The sequence below is a fragment of the Flavobacterium sp. AJR genome (genome assembly GCF_002156885.1).
GTDB lineage: Bacteria > Bacteroidota > Bacteroidia > Flavobacteriales > Flavobacteriaceae > Flavobacterium.
The window spans coordinates 1-24,880 of the sequence record NZ_NCWQ01000038.1 but is presented as its reverse complement, the minus strand read 5'-3'; the positions used below and the strand labels follow the sequence as shown (position 1 = coordinate 24,880).

19 protein-coding genes and 1 pseudogene are annotated in these 24,880 nt (G+C 34.2%); 14 read left to right on the top strand and 6 right to left on the bottom strand.

What is annotated here, in order from left to right; all coding sequences use genetic code 11:
- Window positions 1-29: 29 nt before the first annotated feature.
- From radA to panC, 4 genes are all read right to left on the bottom strand, one after another.
- Entirely contained in the window at window positions 30-1,391 is a 1,362-nt protein-coding gene (radA, locus tag B8T70_RS11740) for a DNA repair protein RadA (RefSeq protein ID WP_039113245.1), read from the bottom strand.
- The gene (locus B8T70_RS11735) at window positions 1,391-2,542 is read right to left on the bottom strand and encodes an alpha/beta hydrolase (RefSeq protein ID WP_086894967.1); all 1,152 of its coding nucleotides are present in this window, start codon (window positions 2,540-2,542) and stop codon (window positions 1,391-1,393) included. Before B8T70_RS11735 ends, radA begins: the two co-directional genes overlap by 1 nt.
- A 190-nt stretch (window positions 2,543-2,732) precedes the next feature.
- Window positions 2,733-3,083, bottom strand: a complete 351-nt coding sequence (gene panD / locus B8T70_RS11730; protein WP_035623468.1) for an aspartate 1-decarboxylase — start codon at window positions 3,081-3,083, stop codon at window positions 2,733-2,735.
- A 14-nt stretch (window positions 3,084-3,097) separates the two neighbouring features.
- On the bottom strand, window positions 3,098-3,976 hold the full coding sequence (panC, locus tag B8T70_RS11725) for a pantoate--beta-alanine ligase (RefSeq protein ID WP_086894966.1): 879 nt from the start codon (window positions 3,974-3,976) through the stop codon (window positions 3,098-3,100).
- 78 nt (window positions 3,977-4,054) lie between these two features.
- Between panC and B8T70_RS11720 the strand changes: the two genes are divergently transcribed.
- The 7 genes from B8T70_RS11720 to B8T70_RS11690 all read left to right on the top strand — a co-directional run bounded on the left by B8T70_RS11720 (window position 4,055) and on the right by B8T70_RS11690 (window position 15,103).
- A complete protein-coding gene (locus tag B8T70_RS11720; protein WP_039113242.1) occupies window positions 4,055-4,861 on the top strand; it encodes a glycogen/starch synthase in 807 nt (268 codons plus the stop codon).
- A 21-nt stretch (window positions 4,862-4,882) separates the two neighbouring features.
- On the top strand, window positions 4,883-6,478 hold the full coding sequence (locus B8T70_RS11715) for a DUF4270 domain-containing protein (RefSeq protein WP_086894965.1): 1,596 nt from the start codon (window positions 4,883-4,885) through the stop codon (window positions 6,476-6,478).
- 11 nt (window positions 6,479-6,489) lie between these two features.
- Window positions 6,490-8,337, top strand: a complete 1,848-nt coding sequence (glmS, locus tag B8T70_RS11710) for a glutamine--fructose-6-phosphate transaminase (isomerizing) (protein WP_039113239.1) — start codon at window positions 6,490-6,492, stop codon at window positions 8,335-8,337.
- A 298-nt stretch (window positions 8,338-8,635) separates the two neighbouring features.
- Window positions 8,636-11,443 (top strand): TonB-dependent receptor, encoded by a 2,808-nt coding sequence (locus B8T70_RS11705; RefSeq protein WP_086894964.1) that lies wholly within the window; start codon window positions 8,636-8,638, stop codon window positions 11,441-11,443.
- A gap of 83 nt (window positions 11,444-11,526) precedes the next feature.
- Window positions 11,527-13,023: a G-D-S-L family lipolytic protein gene (locus B8T70_RS11700; RefSeq protein ID WP_086894963.1), complete on the top strand. Its 1,497-nt coding sequence runs from the start codon at window positions 11,527-11,529 to the stop codon at window positions 13,021-13,023.
- A gap of 234 nt (window positions 13,024-13,257) precedes the next feature.
- The gene (atpD, locus tag B8T70_RS11695) at window positions 13,258-14,769 is read left to right on the top strand and encodes a F0F1 ATP synthase subunit beta (protein WP_039113236.1); all 1,512 of its coding nucleotides are present in this window, start codon (window positions 13,258-13,260) and stop codon (window positions 14,767-14,769) included.
- A gap of 52 nt (window positions 14,770-14,821) precedes the next feature.
- Window positions 14,822-15,103, top strand: a complete 282-nt coding sequence (locus B8T70_RS11690) for a F0F1 ATP synthase subunit epsilon (RefSeq protein WP_039113235.1) — start codon at window positions 14,822-14,824, stop codon at window positions 15,101-15,103.
- A 74-nt stretch (window positions 15,104-15,177) separates the two neighbouring features.
- Here B8T70_RS11690 and B8T70_RS11685 read toward each other — a convergent pair whose 3' ends face one another.
- Window positions 15,178-15,981 (bottom strand): DUF3667 domain-containing protein, encoded by an 804-nt coding sequence (locus tag B8T70_RS11685; RefSeq protein WP_086894962.1) that lies wholly within the window; start codon window positions 15,979-15,981, stop codon window positions 15,178-15,180.
- 263 nt (window positions 15,982-16,244) lie between these two features.
- Between B8T70_RS11685 and B8T70_RS11680 the strand changes: the two genes are divergently transcribed.
- The 6 genes from B8T70_RS11680 (at window position 16,245) to B8T70_RS11655 (ending at window position 21,956) form a co-directional block, all read left to right on the top strand.
- Window positions 16,245-16,883, top strand: coding sequence for an NAD(P)-dependent oxidoreductase (locus B8T70_RS11680; protein WP_086894961.1), 639 nt, complete (start codon window positions 16,245-16,247; stop codon window positions 16,881-16,883).
- A 78-nt stretch (window positions 16,884-16,961) separates the two neighbouring features.
- Window positions 16,962-18,140: a pyridoxal phosphate-dependent aminotransferase family protein gene (locus B8T70_RS11675; RefSeq protein ID WP_086894960.1), complete on the top strand. Its 1,179-nt coding sequence runs from the start codon at window positions 16,962-16,964 to the stop codon at window positions 18,138-18,140.
- Window positions 18,141-18,182: 42 nt separating this feature from the next.
- Window positions 18,183-18,593 carry a GxxExxY protein gene (locus B8T70_RS11670; protein ID WP_086894959.1) on the top strand — a complete coding sequence of 137 codons (411 nt, stop codon included), beginning with the start codon at window positions 18,183-18,185 and terminating at the stop codon, window positions 18,591-18,593.
- Window positions 18,594-18,617: 24 nt separating this feature from the next.
- Complete coding sequence (bioD, locus tag B8T70_RS11665) at window positions 18,618-19,235, top strand: dethiobiotin synthase (RefSeq protein WP_086894958.1); 618 nt, start codon at window positions 18,618-18,620, stop codon at window positions 19,233-19,235.
- 179 nt (window positions 19,236-19,414) lie between these two features.
- Window positions 19,415-20,686 carry an adenosylmethionine--8-amino-7-oxononanoate transaminase gene (gene bioA, locus B8T70_RS11660; RefSeq protein WP_086894957.1) on the top strand — a complete coding sequence of 424 codons (1,272 nt, stop codon included), beginning with the start codon at window positions 19,415-19,417 and terminating at the stop codon, window positions 20,684-20,686.
- A 100-nt stretch (window positions 20,687-20,786) separates the two neighbouring features.
- Entirely contained in the window at window positions 20,787-21,956 is a 1,170-nt protein-coding gene (locus B8T70_RS11655) for a beta-ketoacyl synthase N-terminal-like domain-containing protein (protein WP_086894956.1), read from the top strand.
- A gap of 109 nt (window positions 21,957-22,065) precedes the next feature.
- On the opposite strand, the gene B8T70_RS11650 is transcribed toward B8T70_RS11655, so the two are convergent.
- The gene (locus B8T70_RS11650) at window positions 22,066-22,542 is read right to left on the bottom strand and encodes a regulatory protein RecX (protein ID WP_039118152.1); all 477 of its coding nucleotides are present in this window, start codon (window positions 22,540-22,542) and stop codon (window positions 22,066-22,068) included.
- A gap of 453 nt (window positions 22,543-22,995) precedes the next feature.
- Here B8T70_RS11650 and B8T70_RS11645 point away from each other — a divergent pair.
- A pseudogene (locus tag B8T70_RS11645) lies at window positions 22,996-24,880 on the top strand (hypothetical protein); the annotation flags it as partial.

Genomic DNA, 24,880 nt, shown 5'->3' with positions numbered 1-24,880 from the left:
GCGAGATTTTTAAAATATAAATTATTGGATTAACCAAAAAGAATACTGGCTACATCTTCGATTTTAGCAACAAGCTCAATTTTTATTCCTGTATTTTTTAATGCAATTTTATTGTACTTAGATACAAAAATAGTCGAAAATCCTAATTTTTCTGCTTCTTGTATGCGTTGGTCAACTCGGTTTACAGGACGAATTTCACCTGATAAACCAACTTCTCCTGCAAAACAAAAACCTTTAGTTACAGGAATATCTTCATTTGAGGATAAAATAGCTGCAACTACAGCAAGATCTATCGCAGGATCATCTACAGAAATTCCTCCGGTTACATTCAGGAATACATCTTTTGCTCCCAAGCGAAATCCTGCTCTTTTTTCTAAAACAGCCAAAATCATGTTTAATCTTTTGGCATTATATCCTGTAGTACTTCGTTGAGGTGTTCCGTAGACTGCGGTACTTACTAAGGATTGTATCTCGATCATTAACGGACGCATTCCTTCAAGTGTCGAAGCGATTGCTGTTCCTGATAATTCTTCGTCTTTGTGCGAAATTAATATTTCAGACGGATTACTTACTTCTCTTAAGCCACTTCCCAGCATTTCGTAAATTCCTAATTCGGCAGTAGATCCAAAACGGTTTTTAAGTGATCGTAAAATACGATATACATGATTTCTGTCTCCTTCAAATTGTAGAACGGTATCTACCATGTGTTCCAAAATCTTAGGACCTGCTATGTTTCCGTCTTTGGTAATATGCCCAATCAGGATAACAGGAATATTGGTTTCTTTGGCAAACTTGATTAACTCAGCAGTAGTTTCTCTAATTTGAGAAATACTTCCGGCTGTTGATTCGATATAATCCGTATGAAGCGTTTGGATAGAATCGATAATTACTATTTCGGGCTGAATGGCTTCAATTTGTTTGAAGATATTTTGTGTTTTGGTTTCGGTAAGAATGTAACAATTGTCACCATTTGGCGTGATTCTTTCGGCACGCATTTTTATTTGTTTCTGGCTTTCTTCTCCCGAAACATATAGAGTTTTATAGGGTAGTTGTAATGAAACTTGAAGTAAAAGTGTACTTTTTCCAATTCCGGGTTCTCCTCCTAAAAGAGTTAATGAACCAGGAACAATACCACCACCAAGAACACGGTTTAATTCACCATCAGTTGTGTCCATACGAACTTCCTGAGTCGAATCTATTTCGTTTATTCGTAAAGGGCGAGGAGCCTTTCCACTAGGTGTAGGTTCGCTCTTCCAAGCAACTTTTTCTTGTTTTTGGATAATTTCCTCGGCTATGGTATTCCATTCTTTGCACGAATTACATTGCCCTTGCCATTTGGAATATTGGGCGCCACAATTCTGGCAAAAAAATGTTGTTTTAACTTTTGACATTATTTCTTTTTAATAAGACCGTTCATTTCATCTATTTTGTCATACATCAAGTCTTTGTTTAATTTACCAATAGGTTCCATTTGGGAAGCGTTTTGATATTTTTTTGAAGCTCTTTTTGCATCACCCATTTTTTCATACATCAATCCTAATTCATATTCGCCTAGCATTGCTTTAGGATAGCTTGTATTGGCGATTTCGGCTAATATACCCAATTCGTCGTAAGCATTGTTTTTTAAAATAGCGGTTTCTACTGCTATATAATCATTCATTCGAACAGGCATTTCTACACCTAATGTTTTTGTGATGATATCGTATTTGTTTCTTAGATAATCTACATAACCAGATTTAAGAATAACTATTTTGTCATTATACTCAGCTAAATTTATAGGTTTGTATGCATCAAAAATTTGATTTAAAGCATTTGGAATCGAGTATAAAACCACTGAATAATAAGTCGTATTTTTAAATAAATCGTATTTGTAATTTATTAAAGGATTGTTGGCTATTTTGATGTTTTGATCTAGTTTTTGAATAGGTTCTTTTGTCTTTTTAACATCTCCATCGGCAGCCGATAGATAATAAAATAAAGGTGTTTTTAATTTAGCAAATTTTTCAGGAACACGCACTTCCATTTGAGTTGCCAATTCTGGACTCATAGAGATATAGGCATTAAACAAAGGAACTTCTTTATACAAGAAAAAATTCAAATAACCTGCAGTTACACCATGACCAGCAATAATTCGGAACGGGGCTGTGCGGTATTTTCTTTCCACTAAAGGGATTACTTCTCCCGCGACAAATTCGAAAAATTCAGCTCCTTTTTCAAAAGGTAAACCATTAATTCCGTCGAAGGTAGAATCGTCTTCGCGTTCATCATTTTTATTTTGATGAATAGCTACAATAATAACTTCTGGTAAATCATCCCAATAGGTACCATATTTTAAAGCACCACTAAATGGATCAAGAAGATATTCTCCATCGAATAAATAAAGAACAGGGTAATTTCTGGTTTTATTATTTTCGTAAGAAGCAGGTAATTCTACAGTAATGGTTCTTGTTTCTTCTAATGATGTTGAATTAATTGTTTCTGTTTTTCTTTGAGAAAAAGCTGTAATTGAAATAAAAAGAAGTAGTAGGTAAACTTTTTTCATAATTTGGGATTTCTGAAATTTTAAGATTGTTAAAATAGAGTAGCAATATAGTACTTTATTTTTCTTATTTAATACTTGTTAATTGCAAATTGGCAAAGCAATGTTGATTAGTTGGCTTATAGATACGACAAAAATCCTTTTACAAATTTTAACTTTGAAAAAGGATGATTTTATTTGTTAAGAAATGGATTTATGTCAACGAATTGTCATTTTCATTTGGGAAAACGATCCATGGTTTGAAGGTTTTGGCTTCTTCAAACTCCAATGTTGCGTAAGAAATGATTATGATGATATCATCTTTTTGTACTTTTCTTGCTGCAGGACCATTTAGGGTTATTTCGCCCGAATTTCGTTCTCCTTTAATAGCATACGTTTCAAAACGTTCGCCATTATTGATGTTCACAATTGCTACTTTTTCACCTTCAATAATATTTGAGGCGTCTAGTAAGGCTTCGTCAATAGTAATGCTGCCAATATAATTAAGATCGGCTCCAGTTACTTTTACACGGTGTATTTTTGATTTTACTACTTGAATTTGCATGCTACAAAAGTAAATTAATTTAATGAAATAGTGTCAATCAACCTAATAGAATTAACAAATACTGCTATAAATGCGCGGTAATTTTTGTCTTTATTTTTGTGTTCTATAGGTAATAATGTAGATTCATCGGCAATTACGAAATATTCTAATTCAAACTTATCATTGTCTTTGAAGGAATTTTCTACAAATTCAATTGTTTCTTCGGGACTTTTAGTCTGAAATATTTCTTTTGCTTCGGTTAAGGTTTTGTAAATTATAGCAGCTTCCTGACGTTCATCGGGTGTTAAACGTTCGTTTCTGGAGCTCATTGCTAATTGGTTTGATTCTCTAAAAATAGGGCAACCAACTACATTTACAGGTAAATGGTTTTTTTCGACCATTTTCTTTACAATTTGTAATTGCTGGAAATCTTTCTCTCCAAAATAAGCGTTTGTAGGAGTGATAATCTCGAATAAACGTTTTACAATTGTACCTACACCATTAAAATGCCCAGGTCTGAATTTTCCCTCCATTTGGTTTTCTAATCCGTCGAAATCAAAGGATTGAGAAACAGTATGACCTTCGTAAATATCTTCGACAGTTGGAGCGTATAAAATTATTTTATCGCTTAATGTGCGCATTTTTTTTACATCTTCGTCTAGAGTTCGGGGGTATTTTGCTAAATCTTCTTGGTTGTTAAACTGTGTTGGATTTACAAAAATACTTACAACTGTGTCATCATTTTCGTTCAATGATCGTTGCATTAATGCTAGGTGACCTTGGTGTAAAGCGCCCATGGTTGGTACGAAACCAACACTCGAATTTTCGGTTTTAATAGTTTTTAAATAAGCTATTAAAGCAACTTTACCGTAGAAAATATGCATGGTGGTATTATTAAAATTTAGTGCAAACATAATATATTAGTTAATAACTGCATAAAATTTTGTAATTTTGCATCGTTTTTATTACCAAAAATTAAGCAAATTACTATTATGAAAGATAAGAGGATATTGTATGTATCATCTGAAGTCGTGCCTTATTTGGCTGAAAATGAGGTTTCTTTAATGTCTTATGATGTGCCAAAAATGATTAATGATCAAGGCGGACAGATAAGAATTTTCATGCCAAGATATGGGAATATCAATGAAAGAAGACACCAGTTGCACGAAGTAATCAGGCTTTCAGGCATGAATTTGGTAGTGAACGACTTAGATATGCCATTGATTATTAAGGTAGCATCTATCCCAAAGGAGAGAATTCAGGTTTACTTTATAGATAACGATGAGTATTTTAAAAGGAAAGCAACCTTTGCCGATGAAGAAGGCGTGATGTATCCAGATAATGACGAACGAGCAATTTTCTTTGCAAAAGGAGTTGTTGAAACCGTTAAGAAATTAAACTGGGTTCCAGATATTATTCATGTACATGGATGGATGGCTGCAATGTTGCCTATTTATATGAAACATTATTATAAACATGAAGCGTTATTTTCTGAAACCAAGATTGTAACGTCTGTTTATACGCAATCGTTTGATGAAACATTAGACCCTGAAATGATTAAGAAAGTAAAGTTTGATGGTATTCCACATGAAGCTGTTTCAGACTTAGAGATTCCAAATTATGAAAATATTTTAAAGGCAAGTATTCTTCATTCTGATGGAGTAATTATAGCTTCAAATAACCTATCTTCAAGTTTAACAAAATTTATAGAATCTTCGGGAAAACCTTTTTTACCTTTCGCCGCAAAAGATGCATTCGCAGAAGCGTATACAAATTTTTATAAAAACGAGATTCTTTAAAATTTAACTTTTTTATTACACATGTATAATACTTCTTTTTTTAAGAAAATACTTTTAGTTGCAAGCGTTGTTCTTTTATATTCTTGCGATAAGGATTTCAATGTTATTGGTGATGATTTAATAGGTGATAATCACTTTGATTTAGCGATATACAATTCAAATGTTGTAGCTTATAATCAACAAATATTTCCAATACAATCTAATAATTTAAATATAAATCAATTAGGGATTTATGATAATCCAGCATTTGGTATTACAACGGCTAATTTTGCTACTCAGTTGACATTAGCAGCTGTGGCTCCGGTTATTGGTGCAAGCCCAGTTGCGGATAGTATTGTGTTAAGTGTTCCATATTTTAGTCATATGACGGCGCAAAATACAGATGGAAGTAGTGTTTATAAATTGGATTCAATATATGGTCCTGATTTGTCTAAAATAAAGCTAAGTATTTATGAGTCGGGTTATTATATGGCGGATCTAGATCCAAGTAATAATTTTCAGAATAAGCAGCTTTTTTATACGAATCAAAATTCTGATTTTTATAATGCTAAAGTTGCTAGTCGTTTGAATAATGCTTCAAATCCATTGAATAATGATGCATTTGTTTTTAGTTCAAGTGAAATTAGAGAAAGTACTAGTGATGCCACTGGAAAAGTGACTGTTACAAGGAGTGCTCCAGCAATGAGATTAAAATTAGATAAAACTTATTTTGAAGATAGAATTTTAAAAGCTTCAGCATCTAATTTAGCTACAAATGATGTTTTTAAAAATTATTTCAGAGGATTATATTTTAATATTGATAAATCTGGTAGTGATCCTGGAAATATGGCAATGATGGATTTTAAGAAAGGTAAAGTAACAATTTATTATAAAGCAAAGACTGTTATAACAACAGATCCAGAGGAAACAATGGAGTCAAAAACGCTTGTTCTTAATTTAACTGGTAATACTGTAAATCTTTTAAATCAAAGTAATGTAAATCCTGCTTACAATACTGCAATAACTACTCCTAAAGTTACAGGTGATGATAAGCTGTATTTAAAAGGAGGAGAAGGATCAATGGCAGTGTTAGAGCTTTTTGCGCCAGGAGAGTTAGATGAAATTAGAAGTAAAGGGTGGTTGATTAATGAAGCAAATTTAGTTTTTAATATTGATTCGGATGCTATGAAGAATAGCTCAGAACCAAACAGAATTTATTTGTACGATTTTAATAATAATCGACCTATTGTTGATTATTATAATGATGGAACTCCAAGTGCTTCTACTGATGTAAAAAAAGCAAAACAGATTTTTAGTGGTATTATAAATGTTGATCCAACAAGTAAAAGAGGTACCAGTTATAAAATCAGAATTACTAATCATGTTAGAAATTTGATAAAATATAAGGATTCAACTAATGTAAAGATGGGGATAGTAGTTACAGAGGATATAAATACAATCACTTCTAATAAATTAAGAGATTCAGATAAAAAATTAACTGCTAGGCCTGAAATTCCTTTTACTGCAGCTCCGAGAGCATCTGTTTTGAATCCGTTAGGGACAATTCTTTATGGAGGAACTCCTGCGGCAGCTGATAAGAGATTGAAACTTCAGATTTACTACACGAAACCAAATTAATTTAAATAGATATGTGTGGAATTGTTGGATATATAGGATATAGAGAGGCGTATCCTATTGTAATTAAAGGACTAAAACGACTCGAATACAGAGGATATGATAGTGCTGGCGTTATGTTATATGACGGAGAAGCAGTTAAACTTTGTAAAACAAAAGGTAAAGTTTCGGATCTTGAAGCTAAGGCTAAAGATAATTTTACGACAAACGGAACTATAGGAATAGGACATACGCGTTGGGCAACACATGGTGTTCCTAACGATGTGAATTCGCATCCTCATTTGTCAAACTCAGGAGACTTGGCGATAATACATAATGGTATTATTGAAAACTATGCTCCGCTTAAAGAAGAGTTGAAAAAAAGAGGATACATTTTTCATTCTGATACTGATACTGAAGTATTGGTGAATTTGATTGAAGATGTTCAAAAACAAGAAAATCTTAAACTAGGTAAAGCAGTTCAGGTTGCATTAAATCAAGTTGTAGGTGCTTATGCTATTGCAGTATTTGATAGAAAAAATCCAAATGAAATTGTTGCTGCCAGATTAGGTAGTCCGTTAGCAATTGGTGTTGGAGAAGGTGAATATTTTATTGCATCTGACGCTTCTCCTTTTATCGAATATACTACAAATGCAGTTTATCTGGAAGATGGTGAAATGGCCAATATCAGATTGCATAAGCCTATTAAAATCAGAAAAATTAAAGATGATTCTTTGGTTGATCCTTATATTCAAGAACTTCAAATGAATTTGGAGCAAATTGAAAAAGGAGGTTATGACCATTTCATGCTTAAAGAAATATACGAACAACCAAGCGTTATAAAAGACACGTATAGAGGAAGACTTCATGCAAATGAAGGAATTGTTCAGCTAGCAGGTGTTGAAGATAATTTGGAAAAATTTCTTAATGCTGACAGAATTATTATTGTTGCTTGTGGTACTTCATGGCATGCAGGTTTAGTTGCAGAATATATCTTTGAGGAATTTGCCCGAATTCCAGTAGAGGTTGAATATGCTTCGGAATTTAGATACCGTAATCCTATCATCAATAAAACAGATGTTGTTATTGCAATCTCTCAATCGGGAGAAACTGCAGATACAATGGCTGCTATTAAATTAGCAAAAGAACATGGAGCATTTGTATTTGGTGTTTGTAATGTTGTTGGTTCATCTATTTCTAGAGAAACTCACGCAGGAGCTTATACTCATGCAGGTCCAGAGATTGGAGTTGCGTCTACAAAAGCATTTACAACTCAAATTACTGTGTTAACAATGATTGCTTTGCGTTTAGCAAAAGCAAAAGGAACATTATCTAATCCTGATTTCCATAGATATTTACAAGAATTAGAGCTTATACCAGACAAGGTAAAAGAAGTTTTAGAAACTAATGATGTTGCTAAAGAAATTGCAGCTGTTTTTAAAGATTCTCCAAATTGTTTGTACTTAGGAAGAGGTTATAACTTTCCTGTGGCGCTAGAAGGAGCTTTAAAGCTAAAAGAAATCTCGTATATCCATGCTGAGGGTTATCCTGCGGCAGAAATGAAGCACGGACCAATTGCTTTAATAGATGAGCAAATGCCAGTAATTGTAATTGCGCCTAAGCAAGGACATTACGATAAAATTGTAAGTAATATTCAGGAAATAAAATCCAGAAGTGGAAAAATCATCGCTGTAGTTACTAAGGGAGATACACAAGTACGTGAATTAGCGGATTATGTGATTGAAATTCCTGAAACATCAGATGCTTTATCGCCATTAATTACTACAATTCCGTTGCAACTTTTATCTTATCATATAGCAGTTATGAGAGGTTGTAATGTTGATCAACCAAGAAACTTGGCTAAGTCAGTTACTGTAGAGTAAAACAAAAAATAAAACATAAGTGTTTGAAAAAGCGAGATTTATATCTCGCTTTTTTTTATGTCAAAAAATTAAGAATTCATTTTTGTAGAATATTCAATTTTTTGTTAAAAATAATATGTATGCATAGTATATTTCAATGAGTTAGGGCTTTATAGTTGTCAAAAGTTTAAAAAACAGCAATGTGAAAAATGTATTTTTGTTGCTAAAAAAATAAAGAAAATTAATTTTTTTTAACAAATTTTTAGTAATATCAAAAATATTTGTACTTTGGCAATATAAACCAACTAAATCTAACCAAATGAGAATGTATTTACTTATTCTATCATTGTTCTTCTGCGGCGTTTCTTTTGCGCAGAGTACAATTTCAGGTTCCGTTACCGATAATAAAAATCAATCGATTCCGGGGGCTAATATTAACGTTGTTGGAGAGTCCAGTAGTACCTCTACTGATTTTGACGGATCATTTACTTTAAAGTCCTCGAAAAACTTTCCTTTTGCAATTAAGGTTACGGCAGTAGGCTATGAAACGAAAACGGTTAATGTTACTTCGGCTTCGCAAAAAGTTATTGTGTCGTTAGCAGAAGAAAGAACAATGTTAAACGAGATTGTAGTTTCAGCTTCGAGAACTCCAGAAAGAATTATTGAGTCGCCTGTTACAATTGAGAGAATGGGGCTTCAGGAAATAAGAAATACAACGGCTCCGTCTTTTTACGAAGGATTGGAGAATATGAAAGAGGTTATTTTTAATACTAGTAGTATTTCGTTTAAATCGGTAAATACGAGAGGTTTTGCAACTGTTGCTAATACTCGTTTTATGCAATTGGTTGATGGTATGGATAATTCATCTCCTGCATTGAACTTTGTATTAGGAAACTTAATTGGTCTAAATGATTTAGATGTTGCAAGTGTAGAGCTTTTACCTGGAGCATCGTCTGCGCTTTATGGCGCTAATGCTTTTAATGGTATTTTGTTTATGAATAGTAAAAGCCCTTTTACAAATCAAGGAATTAGTACTTATTTTAAATACGGTCAGACATCTCAGGATGTTGCAGGGACAAATGATTATGTTGATTTTGGGTTTAGAGCGGCTACAGCATTTACCAAACATTTTGCACTGAAGGCAAACTTTAATTATATAAGTGCTACTGAGTGGATTGCTGATGATCAAAGAAGTATGACTGGAGGTTCTATTGGTCATGCAAATAATCAAAATTATGATGGATTAAATATTTATGGAGATGAAGTTACTACCTTTCTTTCTAATGTAGGGCAGGTAAGTAGAACGGGATATCATGAAAAAGATTTAAATGATAATAAATCTAAAAGTATAAAGGCAGATTTTGCTATGCATCTTAAACCATGGGAAAGTGAAACTGAGATTATACTTCAGTATAAGGTAGGTGTAGGAAGTACTATTTATCAAGGAGCAAATAGATATTCTTTGAAAAATTTCTTTATGGATCAAACCAAATTAGAAATTAAAGGAAAGAATTTCTTTGCGAGAGTTTATATGACTACAGAAGATGCTGGAGATTCGTATGATATGCGTTTTGCTGGTTGGAATGTAAATAGGGCAGCTAAATCAGATACAAACTGGTTTACAGATTATGCTAAATCATTTCAATTATCATCGGCAGTATTAGGTCTTAATGCAAATGATGCTGCAAATTATGCTAGAAATTTTGCAGATTATAACGTTTCGCCAGGTTTAGGTCTATCACCAAATATTGATCCTAATAATCCAAGTGCTCCAAGATCTGCAAGATTTGAACCAGGTTCTCCTCAGTTTAAAAGTGCATTTGCTAATGTGGTAAGTAATCCAGATTTAACACAAGGAGCTAAATTTATTGATCACTCGAAATTATATCATTCAGATGTGAATTATAATTTTAAAGACCTTATCAAATTTGCTGAAATTCAAGTTGGGGGCTCTTGGAGAGAGTATTTAATGAATTCTGAAGGAACAATTTTTACAGATTATGACGGACCTTTAAATTATAAAGAATATGGTGCTTATACGCAATTGGCAAAAAAATGGATGGATGATAGATTGAAATTTACTGGATCTGTTCGTTATGACAAAAGTCAGAATTTTAAAGGGAATATATCTCCAAGGGTAGCATTTGTATATTCAGCAGGAGCAACAAGAGTTCATAATTTTAGAGTTTCTTATCAAACAGGTTTTAGAAATCCAACAACTCAAGATCAATATATTGGTTTGGATTTAGGACCATTTGCATTAATTGGTTCTGCTGCAGAAAATCTTGATCGTTTTACAGAAATTAGAGATGTGAGTCCTGCTGGTCAGGCTGCAGGTAATCCTGCTCAGATAGAAATGAGTGGGCAAAATGCTTATCATAATGCATATACTGTAGCTTCTGTACAAGCATTTGCGGCTTCGGGAAATCCAAAAGATTTACAAGTAGCTAATATTGGTTTGGTAAAACCAGAAGAAGTGCAAGCTTTTGAGGTTGGGTATCGCTCAGTAGTAAGAGATTTTTCAATTGATCTTAATGCATATTATAATATCTATGATAATTTCATGAATACAGCTCGAGTAATTAGTCCGTATTATGGAACGGTGGGAACGGATATGACTAATCCGGCGGTATTACAAAGTTACCAAGCGTTAGCATTTGGAGATAGAAGAGTTTATCAGGTTTATACAAATACAAGTGCGCAAATTACCTCTTTTGGTGTTGGTGTTGGTTTATCTAAAAAAGTATATAAAGACTTTGAGGTTGGTGTTAACTACAACTATTCACAATTTAATTTTGATCAGTCAAAAGATCCTGGATTTGTTGCAGGTTTTAATACTCCAAAACATAGAATCAAAGGTTCGTTAGGAAATTCGAAATTATTTAAAAATTTTGGGTTTAACATGAATATAAGATGGAATACAGAGTATTTATGGGAGGCATCTTTCGCAGATGGAATGGTTCCGGAGAATACGGTATTTGATGCTCAGGTAAATTACGGAATTCCTAAGTTGAAATCTGTTATCAAGGTTGGAGCAACAAATATTTTTGGAAAAGATTATATTCAGGTTGTAGGAGCAGGTTTAATAGGGCAACAATGGTTTGCTTCATGGACAATTAACCCATAAAATTATAGATATATAATTAAGTACTTCTTGTTGAATTAAGAAGTTTTGGGAAAATGAATATTAATGTATTAAAATAACAAATCATGATAAAAAATTTTAAATGGCTACTATTGGTTTCATTAGCCTTTGTAGCATGTAATAACGATGATGAAGATACAACACCAGCAGAAGTTCCAGTAACACCAGGTTCGGCAGTTTTTACAAAGTATGTAGCTTTGGGGGATTCATTTGCAGCAGGATATAGTGATGGAGCCTTATTTATAAAAGGACAGGGAGGCTCTTATGCTAATATATTATCTCAGCAGTTTATTGCTGCTGGGGGTGGGGACTTTAAAACGCCGTTGACTTCGGATAATGTTGGAGGGTTGTTATTTGGGGGTGTTCCAAATCCAAAATTTCCACCAAGATTTGCAATATTAGGATTTAATCCAGATGGTACTCCAAAGATTGCGCCCGTACCATTTGCTTCCACAACTGAAGTTATGGCACACATAACTGGACCTTTTAATAATCTGGGTGTTCCTGGGGCAAAAAGCTTTCATTTAATAGCGCCAGGATATGGTAATCCTGCAGGGTTATCTTTAGGTGCTGCAAATCCATATTTTGTTCGGTTCGCTACTGTACCGGGAACTACTATTTTGAAGGATGCTACAGATCAAAAGCCTACTTTTTTCTCTTTATTTATAGGAGGAAACGATGTTTTAAGTTATGCAACATCAGGCGGAGCAGGAAAAGATCAAAAAGGGAATCCTAATCCAGCTACTTATGGTAGTGATGATATTACGGATCCTACTGTATTTGCAAATGTGTATACAGCTTTAGTTGGAGGTTTAACGGCAGGGGGAGCTAAAGGGGTAGTAGCAAATTTACCTTACGTAAATGCATTGCCTTATTTTACAACTGTTCCTTATAATCCAGCTGCGCTAACGGCTCCTTTGGTAGCACTATTAAATTCTGGATATGCTACTTATAATGCAGGTTTGTTAAGTATGGTTAAAAATGGATTACTGACTGAAGCCGAAGCGGCTCGTCGTACGGTAAAATTTGCAGCTGGAAATGGTAATGCAGTTGTTATTGTAGATAGTTATTTAACAGATCTTAGCGCATACGGGCTTCCGTCTTACAGGCAAGCTACGAAAGAAGATTTCATGGTCTTGACTTCCAGAGCATTTATAGGTACTACAGTTGGTGGAGATCCAACAAAAGTAAATGGTTTGTCGGTACCGTTGGCAGATAATTGGGTGTTGTCAAAAGATGAAGTAAAAGAAGTTAGTACAGCGACAGATGCTTATAACGTAACAATTGAAGCAATCGCTAAGGAAAAAGGGTTAGCTTTTGTCGATACAAGAACTGTTATGGCAAAATTATCTAATGGGGGTCTTAATTTCGGAAATTTTAATATGACATCCGCTTATGTAACAGGAGGGGCATTTTCGCTTGACGGAATTCATCCAAGTGCACGAGGGTACGGGTTAATTGCTAATATTTTTATAGATGCCATTAATGCAAAGTATGGTTCCACATTGCGACATGTTGATTTGTCTACTTATCCAATTCAATATCCAGCAATATTACAATAAAGCCAATTTTTTTTAGTAGGAAAGCCACCCATTTTAACAATGTGGTGGTTTTTTTATCTCCTTGTAAAGATGGACTTTTATGCAATCGATGTACTTATTTTTGTAAACTGATAAAAATATAGTATTTTTCTAAAAAAAAGTTATTGATTTTATATTTTAAAAATTATCTTTGCGCTCTGAAAAAAGAGGTATTTTCGTTAAACCTAAATAGCTATTTAATAAACACATACAGTAATGTCAAAAGTAATAGGAAAAGTTGCCCAAATCATTGGACCAGTAGTTGATGTTGTTTTCAACGGTAAAGATGTTGAACTTCCAAAAATTTATGATTCATTAGAAATCACTAAAAAAGACGGAACATTGTTAGTTCTTGAAGTACAATCTCACATCGGAGAAAATACAGTTCGTACAATATCAATGGACTCAACAGATGGTTTGAGTCGTGGATATGAAGTAGTTGGAACAGGAAACCCAATCCAAATGCCAATCGGTCCAGACGTATATGGTCGATTATTTAATGTAATCGGAGATGCAATTGATGGTTTAGGGGACTTGCCAAAAACAGGAGAAAATGGTTTGTCTATTCACAGACCAGCACCAAGATTCGAAGATCTATCAACTTCATCTGAAGTATTGTTCACAGGTATTAAAGTAATCGATTTGATTGAGCCTTACTCAAAAGGAGGAAAAATTGGATTGTTTGGTGGTGCAGGTGTTGGAAAAACAGTATTGATTCAGGAGTTGATTAACAATATCGCAAAAGGTCACGGTGGACTTTCTGTATTCGCAGGAGTAGGAGAAAGAACACGTGAAGGAAATGACTTACTTCGTGAGATGTTAGAGTCAGGTATTATTAAATACGGAGATGATTTCATGCACTCTATGGAAAATGGAGGTTGGGATTTATCTAAAGTAGATATGCCAGGAATGAGAGAGTCTAAAGCTACTTTCGTTTTCGGACAAATGAATGAGCCACCTGGAGCTCGTGCACGTGTTGCACTTTCAGGATTATCTATCGCTGAGTATTTCCGTGATGGAGCAGGAACTGATCAAGGTAAAGACGTATTGTTTTTCGTTGATAACATCTTCCGTTTTACACAAGCAGGATCTGAGGTATCGGCACTTTTAGGTCGTATGCCATCTGCGGTAGGATACCAACCAACATTAGCAACAGAAATGGGTGCAATGCAGGAACGTATTACATCTACAAACAAAGGATCTATTACATCTGTACAAGCGGTTTACGTACCTGCGGATGATTTAACTGACCCGGCTCCGGCAACTACTTTTGCTCACTTAGATGCAACAACTGTATTATCTCGTAAAATTGCTGAGTTAGGTATTTATCCAGCGGTAGATCCATTGGATTCTACTTCTAGAATCTTGACTCCACAAATTTTAGGTGATGAGCACTATGATTGTGCACAAAGAGTAAAAGAAATTCTTCAAAAATACAAACAATTACAAGATATCATCGCGATTCTAGGTATGGAAGAGTTATCTGAAGAAGATAAATTATCTGTATCAAGAGCACGTCGTGTACAACGTTTCTTGTCTCAACCTTTCCACGTAGCGGAACAATTTACAGGTATTCCTGGAGTTTTGGTTGACATTAAAGATACTATCAAAGGATTTAATATGATTATTGATGGTGAATTAGACCACCTTCCTGAAGCAGCATTTAACCTTAAAGGTTCTATTCAAGATGCTATCGAAGCTGGAGAGAAAATGTTGGCAGAAGCGTAATTCAATTGATAATTATCAATTGAGAATTATCAATTATCAATTATAACGAATTATGATTTTAGAAATAGTATCACCAGAAGCAAAATTATTTTCAGGAGAAGTTACTTCGGTTACGCTACCAGGAGTAGATGGAAGTTTTCAAATCTTAAATAATCACGCGCCGATTGTTTCTTTGTTACAAAAAGGGACTGTGAAAATTGTAGGAACAAGTTTCAATTTCTCTAAAGAAGCAGCAGATAAATTCACGAAAGTAAATGATAAGACCTATACATTAGAAATCGTATCAGGAACAATCGAGATGAAAGACAATAAAATAATTGTTTTAGCAGACTAAGACAATTCAGAATAAAGTTAAAAAAGCCAGACATAATTTGTCTGGCTTTTTTGTTTTAGATTGATATTCATTTCTTATACGATTCCCCAAAAACCGCTAGAGATATAGGCATTAACAGTAAATCCTGAAACAATTCCCCAAAAAATAATTCCTAAAGCACTTACAGTAAAAGCTTTTGCGAATTGAAGTTTTGAGTTTTTATTTAAAAACTTATAATAGAAAACAGTAAAATAGAGGAGCTGAAAAAGAAGAAAAAGTACTGTGGAGTAATTAGATGAAAGGTGGAATAATAAGGATATTGGTAGTATTAACAATGTGTTGATTAAAATACAAAAACCTAACATATACATTCCGGCGACTAGGTGTTCTGTGTAGTTGTAGTTTTCTTTTCTGTAAAAAAGCCAAAAGAAAAAGGCAGTAAGCGGTAAGGCCATCATCGCCATTAGATTAGAATATTTTTTTATGAAATGAAGCATTTTTTCTTTTCGTTCGTAAAGATGTATCATTTTTTCTTTCTGAGCAGGATTGGAGATGCTATTCAGTTCCTGATTTTCTTTCTGAATATCTATGGGAGGCACTTCTTTTGGGATATTAGAAATAAAAACAAATATTGCTGCAATCAGGAGGAAAAAATTAAGCGGAGGGAAATATTTTTTTCTTTTTCCGTTTATGTATTCCTTCGCTACAATTCCACTTTTTAGTGTCAAATCCCTAATTAGTTGAAAAATTCCTTTATCGGCATGTGTGAAATAATGAACAGCTTCATGAAAAACCTCATGAGGACTTATGCGATGTAAATTGACTTTTTGGCTACATTGTGGACAATAATTAAAACTAGAATTGTGGGGTGTTTCACAGTTTTTACAAATGGCTTTCATTTTTTTTATTTTTAATGCAATATACAAATTACTGTGAATCAGTGTATAATTTAAGAATAAGGAAATGATTACTTTGTTTTGTTTAAGAATGTTTGTTATGTGCTGTGATTGTTTTTCTTTAAAACTTTCTATCTTTGGAGTATTAACATCTCTTTATAAAATATCGATTTTATTACAAAAGTGCAGTGATGCTTTTGTTTCATTCGCTTTATCAGCCTGATAAAAGCGAACATTATCTATGTCAAATTTTATAAAGAAAACAAATGAAAAATATAATAAAAGTTGCTGTTTTAGGCGGTGGCGGACGAACTGGTAAATATGTTGTTGACCAGTTGTTAAATAAAGGATTCGGTGTAAAGCTACTTCTTAGAAATCCTAAAAATCTCCAAAACACAAATCCATTAGTAGAAGTTGTTAAAGGCGATGCTATCGATGCTCATTCTATTCAAGTATTACTTAAAGGATGTCAAGCAGTGATAAGCACAATTGGGCAACGACAAGGAGAGCCTCTTGTGGCAAGTGAGGCTACAATTAATGTTCTTAAGGCAATGAATGAGTTTGGTATTCAGCGGTATGTTTTACTTGCAGGACTTAATATTGACACACCTTTTGATAAAAAAGGAGAAAAAACGATTCAGGCTACAGAATGGATGAAAGCTAATTTTCCTGTGATTCAGGAAGACAGACAAAAAACATATAATCTCTTGGTTGAAAGTAATGCTAATTGGACCCTTGTAAGAGTTCCGTTTATTGAATTTACAGATGCAAGTGCAGAAATTGCCGTAAGTCTTGAAGATTGTTTGGGTGATAAAATAAATGCTACTGATATAGCAGGTTTTATGGTCGATCAGATTTTTGATGATAAATTCATTAAACAATCACCTTTCATAGCAAATATCTAAAAATCTAATTATAAACAGCGAGTTAGATATGACTCGCTGTTTATTTAATAATGATAATCAATTTCATAACTTTGCTCTATGAAATTACCAGAAAATCTTATTCAAAAATTAGTTGTACGAAAGCAAAATAACGCACTTAGGCAATTGCCATATACTAGTGTATCAATTGATTTTACTTCCAATGACTATATTGGGTTTTCAAATTCTGTAGCAATTTTTAATAAAACACATCAATATTTGCTTGATAGCAATTGTACTAAAAACGGAGCAACTGGTTCAAGATTAATTTCTGGGAATCATTCTCTCTATAAAATCACAGAAACGTTTATAGCTCAATTTCACGAGTCAGAATCGGCTCTAATCTTTAATTCGGGTTATGATGCCAATGTTGGGTTTTTTAGTGCTGTACCACAGCGTAATGATGTTATTTTGTATGATGAATTAAGTCATGCTTCTATTCGGGACGGGATTTTGATGTCGAATGCTAAATCTTATAAATTTAATCATAATGATTTTGAAGATTTAGAACGATTTATATTAAAACACCAAAACATTGCGATTCCGAGTGGAGACAAGGAAAAGAAGACAGTTTTAAATACGATTTATATTGTAACCGAAAGTGTTTTTTCTATGGATGGCGATTGTCCAAATCTAGAGGAATTAGTAGTATTGTCTGAAAAATATAATTGTTACCTGGTTATTGATGAAGCTCATGCTTTAGGAGTTTTTGGCGAAAAGGGCGAGGGATTAGTGCAATTTTTAGGATTACATAATCGGGTTTTTGCCAGAATAATGACTTTTGGTAAAGGTTTAGGCTGTCATGGAGCAGCAGTTCTTGGTTCGGGAGAACTAAAAGAATACCTCGTTAACTTTGCAAGAAGTTTTATTTATACCACAGGATTATCTCCACATTCCGTGGCAACTATTTTTATTGCCTATCAGCAATTGGAAATAGAAAAAGAAACCATCGAAAAACTACGCCAAAACATCGTTTACTTCAACCAACAAAAAAAACTTCTAGGGTTACAATCCATGTTTGTTCGTAGCAAATCGGCTATTCAATCAGCAATTATTCCTGGTAACGAAAATGTAAAAGAAGTTGCTAAAAAAATGCTGGATAAAGGGTTTGATGTAAAAGCAATCGTATCACCAACAGTTCCGGAAGGACAGGAAAGATTGCGTTTTTGTATTCATAGTTATAATACTTATGAAGAAATTTCGGAAGTGTTGCTTTTGCTAAGTAACGTCGTATATTAGCCCACGGATAATACAGATTCTACAGACTAACACGGATTGATTATGGCTGGCTTACTTCATAAAAAAATTACAGATTCAATTTTAAAAGCATATTATGCAGTTTACAATCAACTTGGTTATGGTTTTCTTGAGAAAGTGTATCAAAACGCAATGTACTTTGAACTAAAATCGTTGGGGTACAAAGTTGAAGCTCAAAAGCAAATTAGAGTTTATTTTAAGAGTCAATTAGTTGGAGAATATTATGCAGATTTATTAGTTGAGGACAAAGTTATAGTTGAACTCAAAGCCTGTGAGTTACTTATGAATGTACACATAGCACAGCTAATGAATTATTTGAAAGCAACCGAAATTGAAGTTGGATTACTCTTGAATTTTGGAGAAGACCCAGAATTCAAGCGAATTATATATACAAACGATAAAAAACAAACTAAAAAATCTGTGATAATCAGTTAATCTGTGTTATCCGTGTGCCAATCTATGAAATTATTTATAACAGGAATATCCACCGATGTTGGTAAAACAATTGCTTCGGCTATAATTGTAGAAGCATTAGAGGCAGATTATTGGAAACCGATTCAAGCAGGGGATTTAGAGAATTCAGATACGGCAAAAGTTCAATCAAGAATTTCAAATAATAAGTCTCAGTTTCATAAAAATGCCTATGCTTTAAATACGCCAGCAAGTCCGCACTTGGCAGCAAAAATTGATGGTGTTACTATTGATTTAAAAGAAATAGTTGAGCCAACAAGCAATAATAATTTGGTTGTAGAAGGTGCTGGAGGGCTTTTTGTTCCATTAAATGATAAAAAATTTGTTATTGATTTAATTCAGCCAGATTATAAAGTAATTGTGGTTTCGAGACATTATTTAGGAAGTATTAATCATACATTGCTGACTATTGAAGCATTGAAGAATCGAAAATTAAATATTGCAGGAATTATTTTTAGCGGAAGCGAAAACAAATCTTCCGAAGCAATTATTCTTAATAGTACCGGAATAAAATGTATTGGTCGAATTGATGAAGAGCCTTATTTTGATCAAAACGTTATTAAAGAATATGCCGATTTATTTAGAGGAAATTTGCTTGGTTTATAGAAGGAGAAATTAGTGACAAGAGAACAGAAGCAAGAGGATTGAGAAAAGATTGTAGATGAAAGCGATGGAATGTAGAGGCGAGATTATGGAATAAAGAAAATAGACTTTCCTATCTTTGCTAAAATCTATAGATGTTTAGTCTTTTCTTTCTAAACTCTATTTTCTATATTCTAAATAAAATGACATTATCTGAAAAAGACAGCCAATACCTTTGGCATCCTTATACCCAACATAAAACCGCAGCAGTTCCTATCGCCATTTCTAGAGGAGAAGGCGCATTACTTTGGGACGAAAACAATAAAGAATATATAGATGCGATTGCCTCTTGGTGGGTTAACCCCTTTGGGCATAGTAATCGTTTTATTGCCGATGCGATTTACAAACAATTAACTACTCTGGAACACGTTTTGTTTGGCGGTTTTACACATGAACCAGCAATTGTTCTTGCCGAAAGACTCATCGAAATTTTACCAAAGAACCAACAGAAAATATTTTTTTCAGACAATGGTTCTACAGCGGTAGAAGTTGCGATAAAAGTAGCTTTACAATATTTTTTTAATAAAGGAGAAAAACGTACCACTATTATTGCTTTTGAAAATGCTTTTCATGGAGATACCTTTGCTGCAATGGCCGCAAGCGGAATTTCATTTTATACACAAGCTTTTCAGGGGATGTTTATAGATGTGGTTAGAATTCCTGTTCCTGTAAAAGGACAAGAGCAAGTAAGTTTTGATGCTTTAAAAGAAGTAATAAGAGATAAGAATTGTGCAGGATTTATTTTTGAACCTTTGGTGCAAGGAGCAGCTGGAATGGTAATGTATGAGCCGGATGCATTGGCAACTTTAATCCAGATTTGTGCAGCAAATAATGTTCTTACTATTGCCGATGAAGTTATGACGGGCTTTGGTAAAACAGGAAAAACATTTGCGATGGATTATCTGGATGAAAACCCAGATATGATATGTCTTTCGAAAGCATTAACAGGAGGAACTATCCCGATGGCTATTACGACTTTTACCCAAGAAGTTTTTGATGCGTTTTACGATGATGATATTAATAAAGCATTGTTTCATGGGCATACTTTTACGGCTAACCCTACAGGATGTGCTGCTGCTCTGGCAAGTATCGATTTGCTACAAACAGAGGAAATGCAAGCTAATATTGTGCGTATAAATAAAAGCCATTTACATTTTCAGGATAAAATAAAAAATCACTCAAAAGTTATTACAACCAGAGTTTTAGGAGTTATTTTTGCATTGGAAATAAAATCTAATTCAGAAGAAAGTTATTACGGTTCGATGAGAACGAAGCTTTATAATTTCTTTATTGATAAAGGAGTTGTTCTAAGACCAGTGGGGAATATAGTTTACATTTTGCCGCCATACATTATTAGTGATGAGCAGCTTGAAAAGGTATATTCGATTATTGAAGAAGCTCTAGAAATGGTTTGATAAATTTAGACTTCTTAGATTTTTAGACTATTAGATTAGTTAGACTTTTGGATTTAATTATTAAAACCTTGCGAATTTTCGATTAAATAAAATATTGACATTGAATAAAAAAATTGCCATAACAGCCTTTTCTTCTATTTCACCTTTAGGAAATAATCCAAAAGATATTTGGGAGAATTACTTAAATAACAAACATTGTTTTACTGTACAGCAACTAGATAAGCAAGAAACTCCTGTTGCTGCACTTACTACAGATTCTAAGCAAATTGTGGAACAAGTGCGTAATTCGGACATCAAATATAAATTTCTTGATAATAGTGTTTTGTTTGCTTTGGCGGCGTCTCGAGAAGCAATAAAAAATTCAGGTTGGGATTCTGATGCTGTTTTCGGGATTAATATAGGTTCTTCTCGTGGAGCTACCGATTTATTCGAAAAACATTTTCAGGAATATTTAGAAACCGGAAAAGCACAAACATTAGCTTCTCCAACAACTACATTAGGCAATATCTCTTCTTGGATAGCGCACGATTTACAAAGTTCGGGTCCAGAAATTTCGCATTCAATAACTTGTTCAACAGCTTTACACGCTTTACTAAACGGGGTGGCATGGTTAAGAGCAGGAATGGTTGATAAATTTTTGGTTGGAGGAAGCGAAGCTCCATTAACAGATTTTACGATTGCACAAATGCGAGCTTTAAAAATTTATTCTCGGGCAGATTTGAATACCGATAAATGGCCAAATCTAGCATTCGATTTAAATAAAACTCAAAATACTATGGTTCTGGGAGAAGGGGCTGCAGTATGTTGTATTGAAGCTGGAGAAAAAGAAAACGCTATTGCTTATGTTATAGGTGTGGGATATGCTACAGAAGTTTTAGAACACAATATATCGATCTCTGCTGAAGCTACTTGTTTTCAAAAATCAATGAAAATGGCTCTGGAAGGAATTAATCCAGAAGATGTAGATGTGATTGTTATGCATGCTCCAGGAACTATAAAAGGAGATTTAACAGAATATAAAGCAATCCAAAAGATATTTGCCGAGACTAAACTTCCTCTGCTTACCACTAATAAATGGAAGATTGGACATACTTTTGGGGCTTCGGGAATATTGAGTGTAGAAATGGCAATCTTAATGATGCACCACAATACATTTATAGGAGTTCCTTTTGCGGAAGCACAACAACAAATGAAACCTATAAAAAAGGTATTGATAAATGCGGTTGGTTTTGGAGGAAATGCCGTGAGTATTTTACTCGAAAGAGCCTAATAAATATGTAGACTCTGTTAGACAAATTTTACAGATTTGATGTAAGTAATTTGATGCAGATTGTCTGTTTGAACGGAGCCGAAGATTTATCTATACTTAAATATAAAAACTACTTGACATTGGTTTCAAGTTCCTTTACTTTTTCATAAACCATATTGCTTTCAAAACCTCGGCGCAATACATAATCACAAAATTTCTTGCGTTTTTTGAGTTGATTGTTTTCGTGTAAATTATCCCAACATTTTTGCGTTAATTTTTCAAATGTTTCTAGATATTCATCATTACTAATTCCTGCAAGTGCAAGGTTGATATTGGTTGATGTAATATGACGTGCTTTAAGTTCGTTTACAATTCTTATTTTTCCCCATTGCTTTATGCGATGCTTTCCTTGTGCAAAACTACAAGCAAAACGAGTTTCATTTAGAAAGTTATCTGTAATGAGTTGTACCACAATAGAGTCTATTTCGTCTGGTGTCATTTTTAGACTATATAGCTTAGATACCACCTCGTCATGACAACGTTCCTGATAAGCACAAAAATGTTCTAGTTTTTGTAATGCTTCTTTAGGAGTACAATCCGTTTTCATATAGTCTATTGTAGTTTTAGTATTGAATAAAGAACAAATGTAAAGCTTTAATTTTTTTTCAAAAACTTGTTTTGCCTCGAAAGTCTATTTCGAAATAATCTTACTTAAAAAGACTTATGTAAATCATCTAGTAGAGATAGATATTTTTATATCAAATTGTGATAATTGAGAGGTATTGCCTTGTAATTTGTTAAATATATGATAAAACCTCAATTTTAAACGTTGTAATACATGATAATATGAACAATATATGAACTTCTTTTAAGAATTTTTAGTTAAATTTAAGAATGTATTGCATAAGTATCTTTGCCCTAATAAGTTACGTTGTATGATTTTTTTTGAGAAAAGAATATGATGCTGATAAATCTTCAATCAGTATCAACACCTTTTCAATACCACTCATAAATATTACAAAGAGTTAATTGATTTTTTTTATCATTAAAACCTACTATTATGAGACTAAAATTATCTTTGTTTTTCGTTTTTATTATTACTTATTCGTGGTCTCAGACTACAAACACATTTTCAACTCCTGGTAGTGGTACTTTTGTTGTACCTGCTGGGGTCACTTCATTAACAACAGAGTGTTGGGGTGCCGGAGGTGCCGGAGGTGGAGTTAGTGCGGTTCTTTCTATTTTTAGCGGAGGTGGAGGTGGAGGCGGAGCTTATGGTAAGGTTGTGCTTGCAACAAGTCCAAGCACGGTATTAAATTATACAGTTGGAGCTGGAGGGACATCGGCAAGTGGAGGTATTGATGGAGGTGCGGGTAGTGCAACAAGTTTTTCTACAGTAATAGCCAATGGTGGAGTAGGGGGAAAAAATGGGAATTCAGGTTATGGAGCAGGAGGAGCAGCAGGAGTAGCTTCAGGAATAGGAACAAGTTTTTCTGGAGGTAGTGGTGCAACAGGAGTACTTCTTTTGGGAACATTATATTCTGGAGGTGGAGGTGGTAGTGCAGGAACTGGTTCAAATGGGAATAATGCAGTAAATGGGACGGCTGGTGCTGCAGTAGCAGGAGGAAGTGGAGGAGGAGCTGGGGTACTTTTAGGAGGAGCAGGTAATCCAGGTGGAGCACCAGGTTCAGGAGGTAGTGGAGCGTTAGGAATATTATTGAGTAATTTTAAAGGAGGAAATGGAGGAAATGGACAAATAAAAGTTACTTATATATGTCCTACATATGATGTAACAGGTACAGCAGCAACAGATGTGTGTTTGTCAGTAGGGACAACATCTACAGTAACATTAACCTCGAGTGCTGTATTGTTGCCCGTTGGTAATTATGTAGTTACCTATAATAGGAGTAGTCCAAGTGCTGGTGGTACGGGATTAACTGCAAACATGACCGTTAGTACAGCAGGAACTGGAGTTTTTACAGCAACAGGATTAACTACAGCAGGATCTAGTACTATAACAGTTACTGCGCTTACATCAGGGTCTTGTTCGTCTAGCCCGACCTCTAATAATGCAGCTACAATAACAGTAAGCGCTTTGCCAACGATAACATTGGCGGCCTCAGCAGCCACAGTCTGTTCCAGTGCAAGTGCACAAAATACAACATTAAGTTATAGCGCAACAACAAATACTCCAACAACCTATAGTATTGTTTGGAATGTATCGCCAACAAATACTTTTGCAGCTGTTACTAATGCTACATTACCTGCAAGTCCAATTACAATTGTTGTTCCCGGGGGTACAGTTGCTGGTACTTATACAGGAACACTAACTGTAAAAAATGCAGGGGGTTGTGTTAGTAGTTCAGGCTCAACTTTTACAGTAACGGTAAATCCGACTCCAACTATAACATTAGCAGCAGCTACAACAAGTGTATGTCCTAGTGTTAGTGCACAAAATACTACATTAAGTTATAGCGCTACATCGGGTACTCCCACAACGTATAGCATTACTTGGAATGGGTCTCCCACAAATACTTTTGCAGCAGTGACAGATGCTACATTACCAGCAAGTCCTATTACAATTGTTGTTCCAGCAGGTACAATTGCAGGTACTTATACGGGCACACTAACCGTAAAAACTGCAGCAGGTTGTGTCAGTAGTTCAGGCTCATCTTTTACAGTGACAGTAAATCCGACTCCAACAATAACATTAGCAGCAGCTGCGGCAACAGTTTGTCCTAGCGCAAGTGCTCAGAATACTACATTAAGTTATAGTGCTACATCAGGCACTCCCACAACATATAGCATTATTTGGAATGCATCGCCTACAAATACTTTTGCAGCAGTGACAGATGCTTCATTACCAGCAAGTCCAATTACGATAGTTGTTCCAGCGGGTACAATTGCAGGTACTTATACAGGCACACTAACCGTAAAAACTGCAG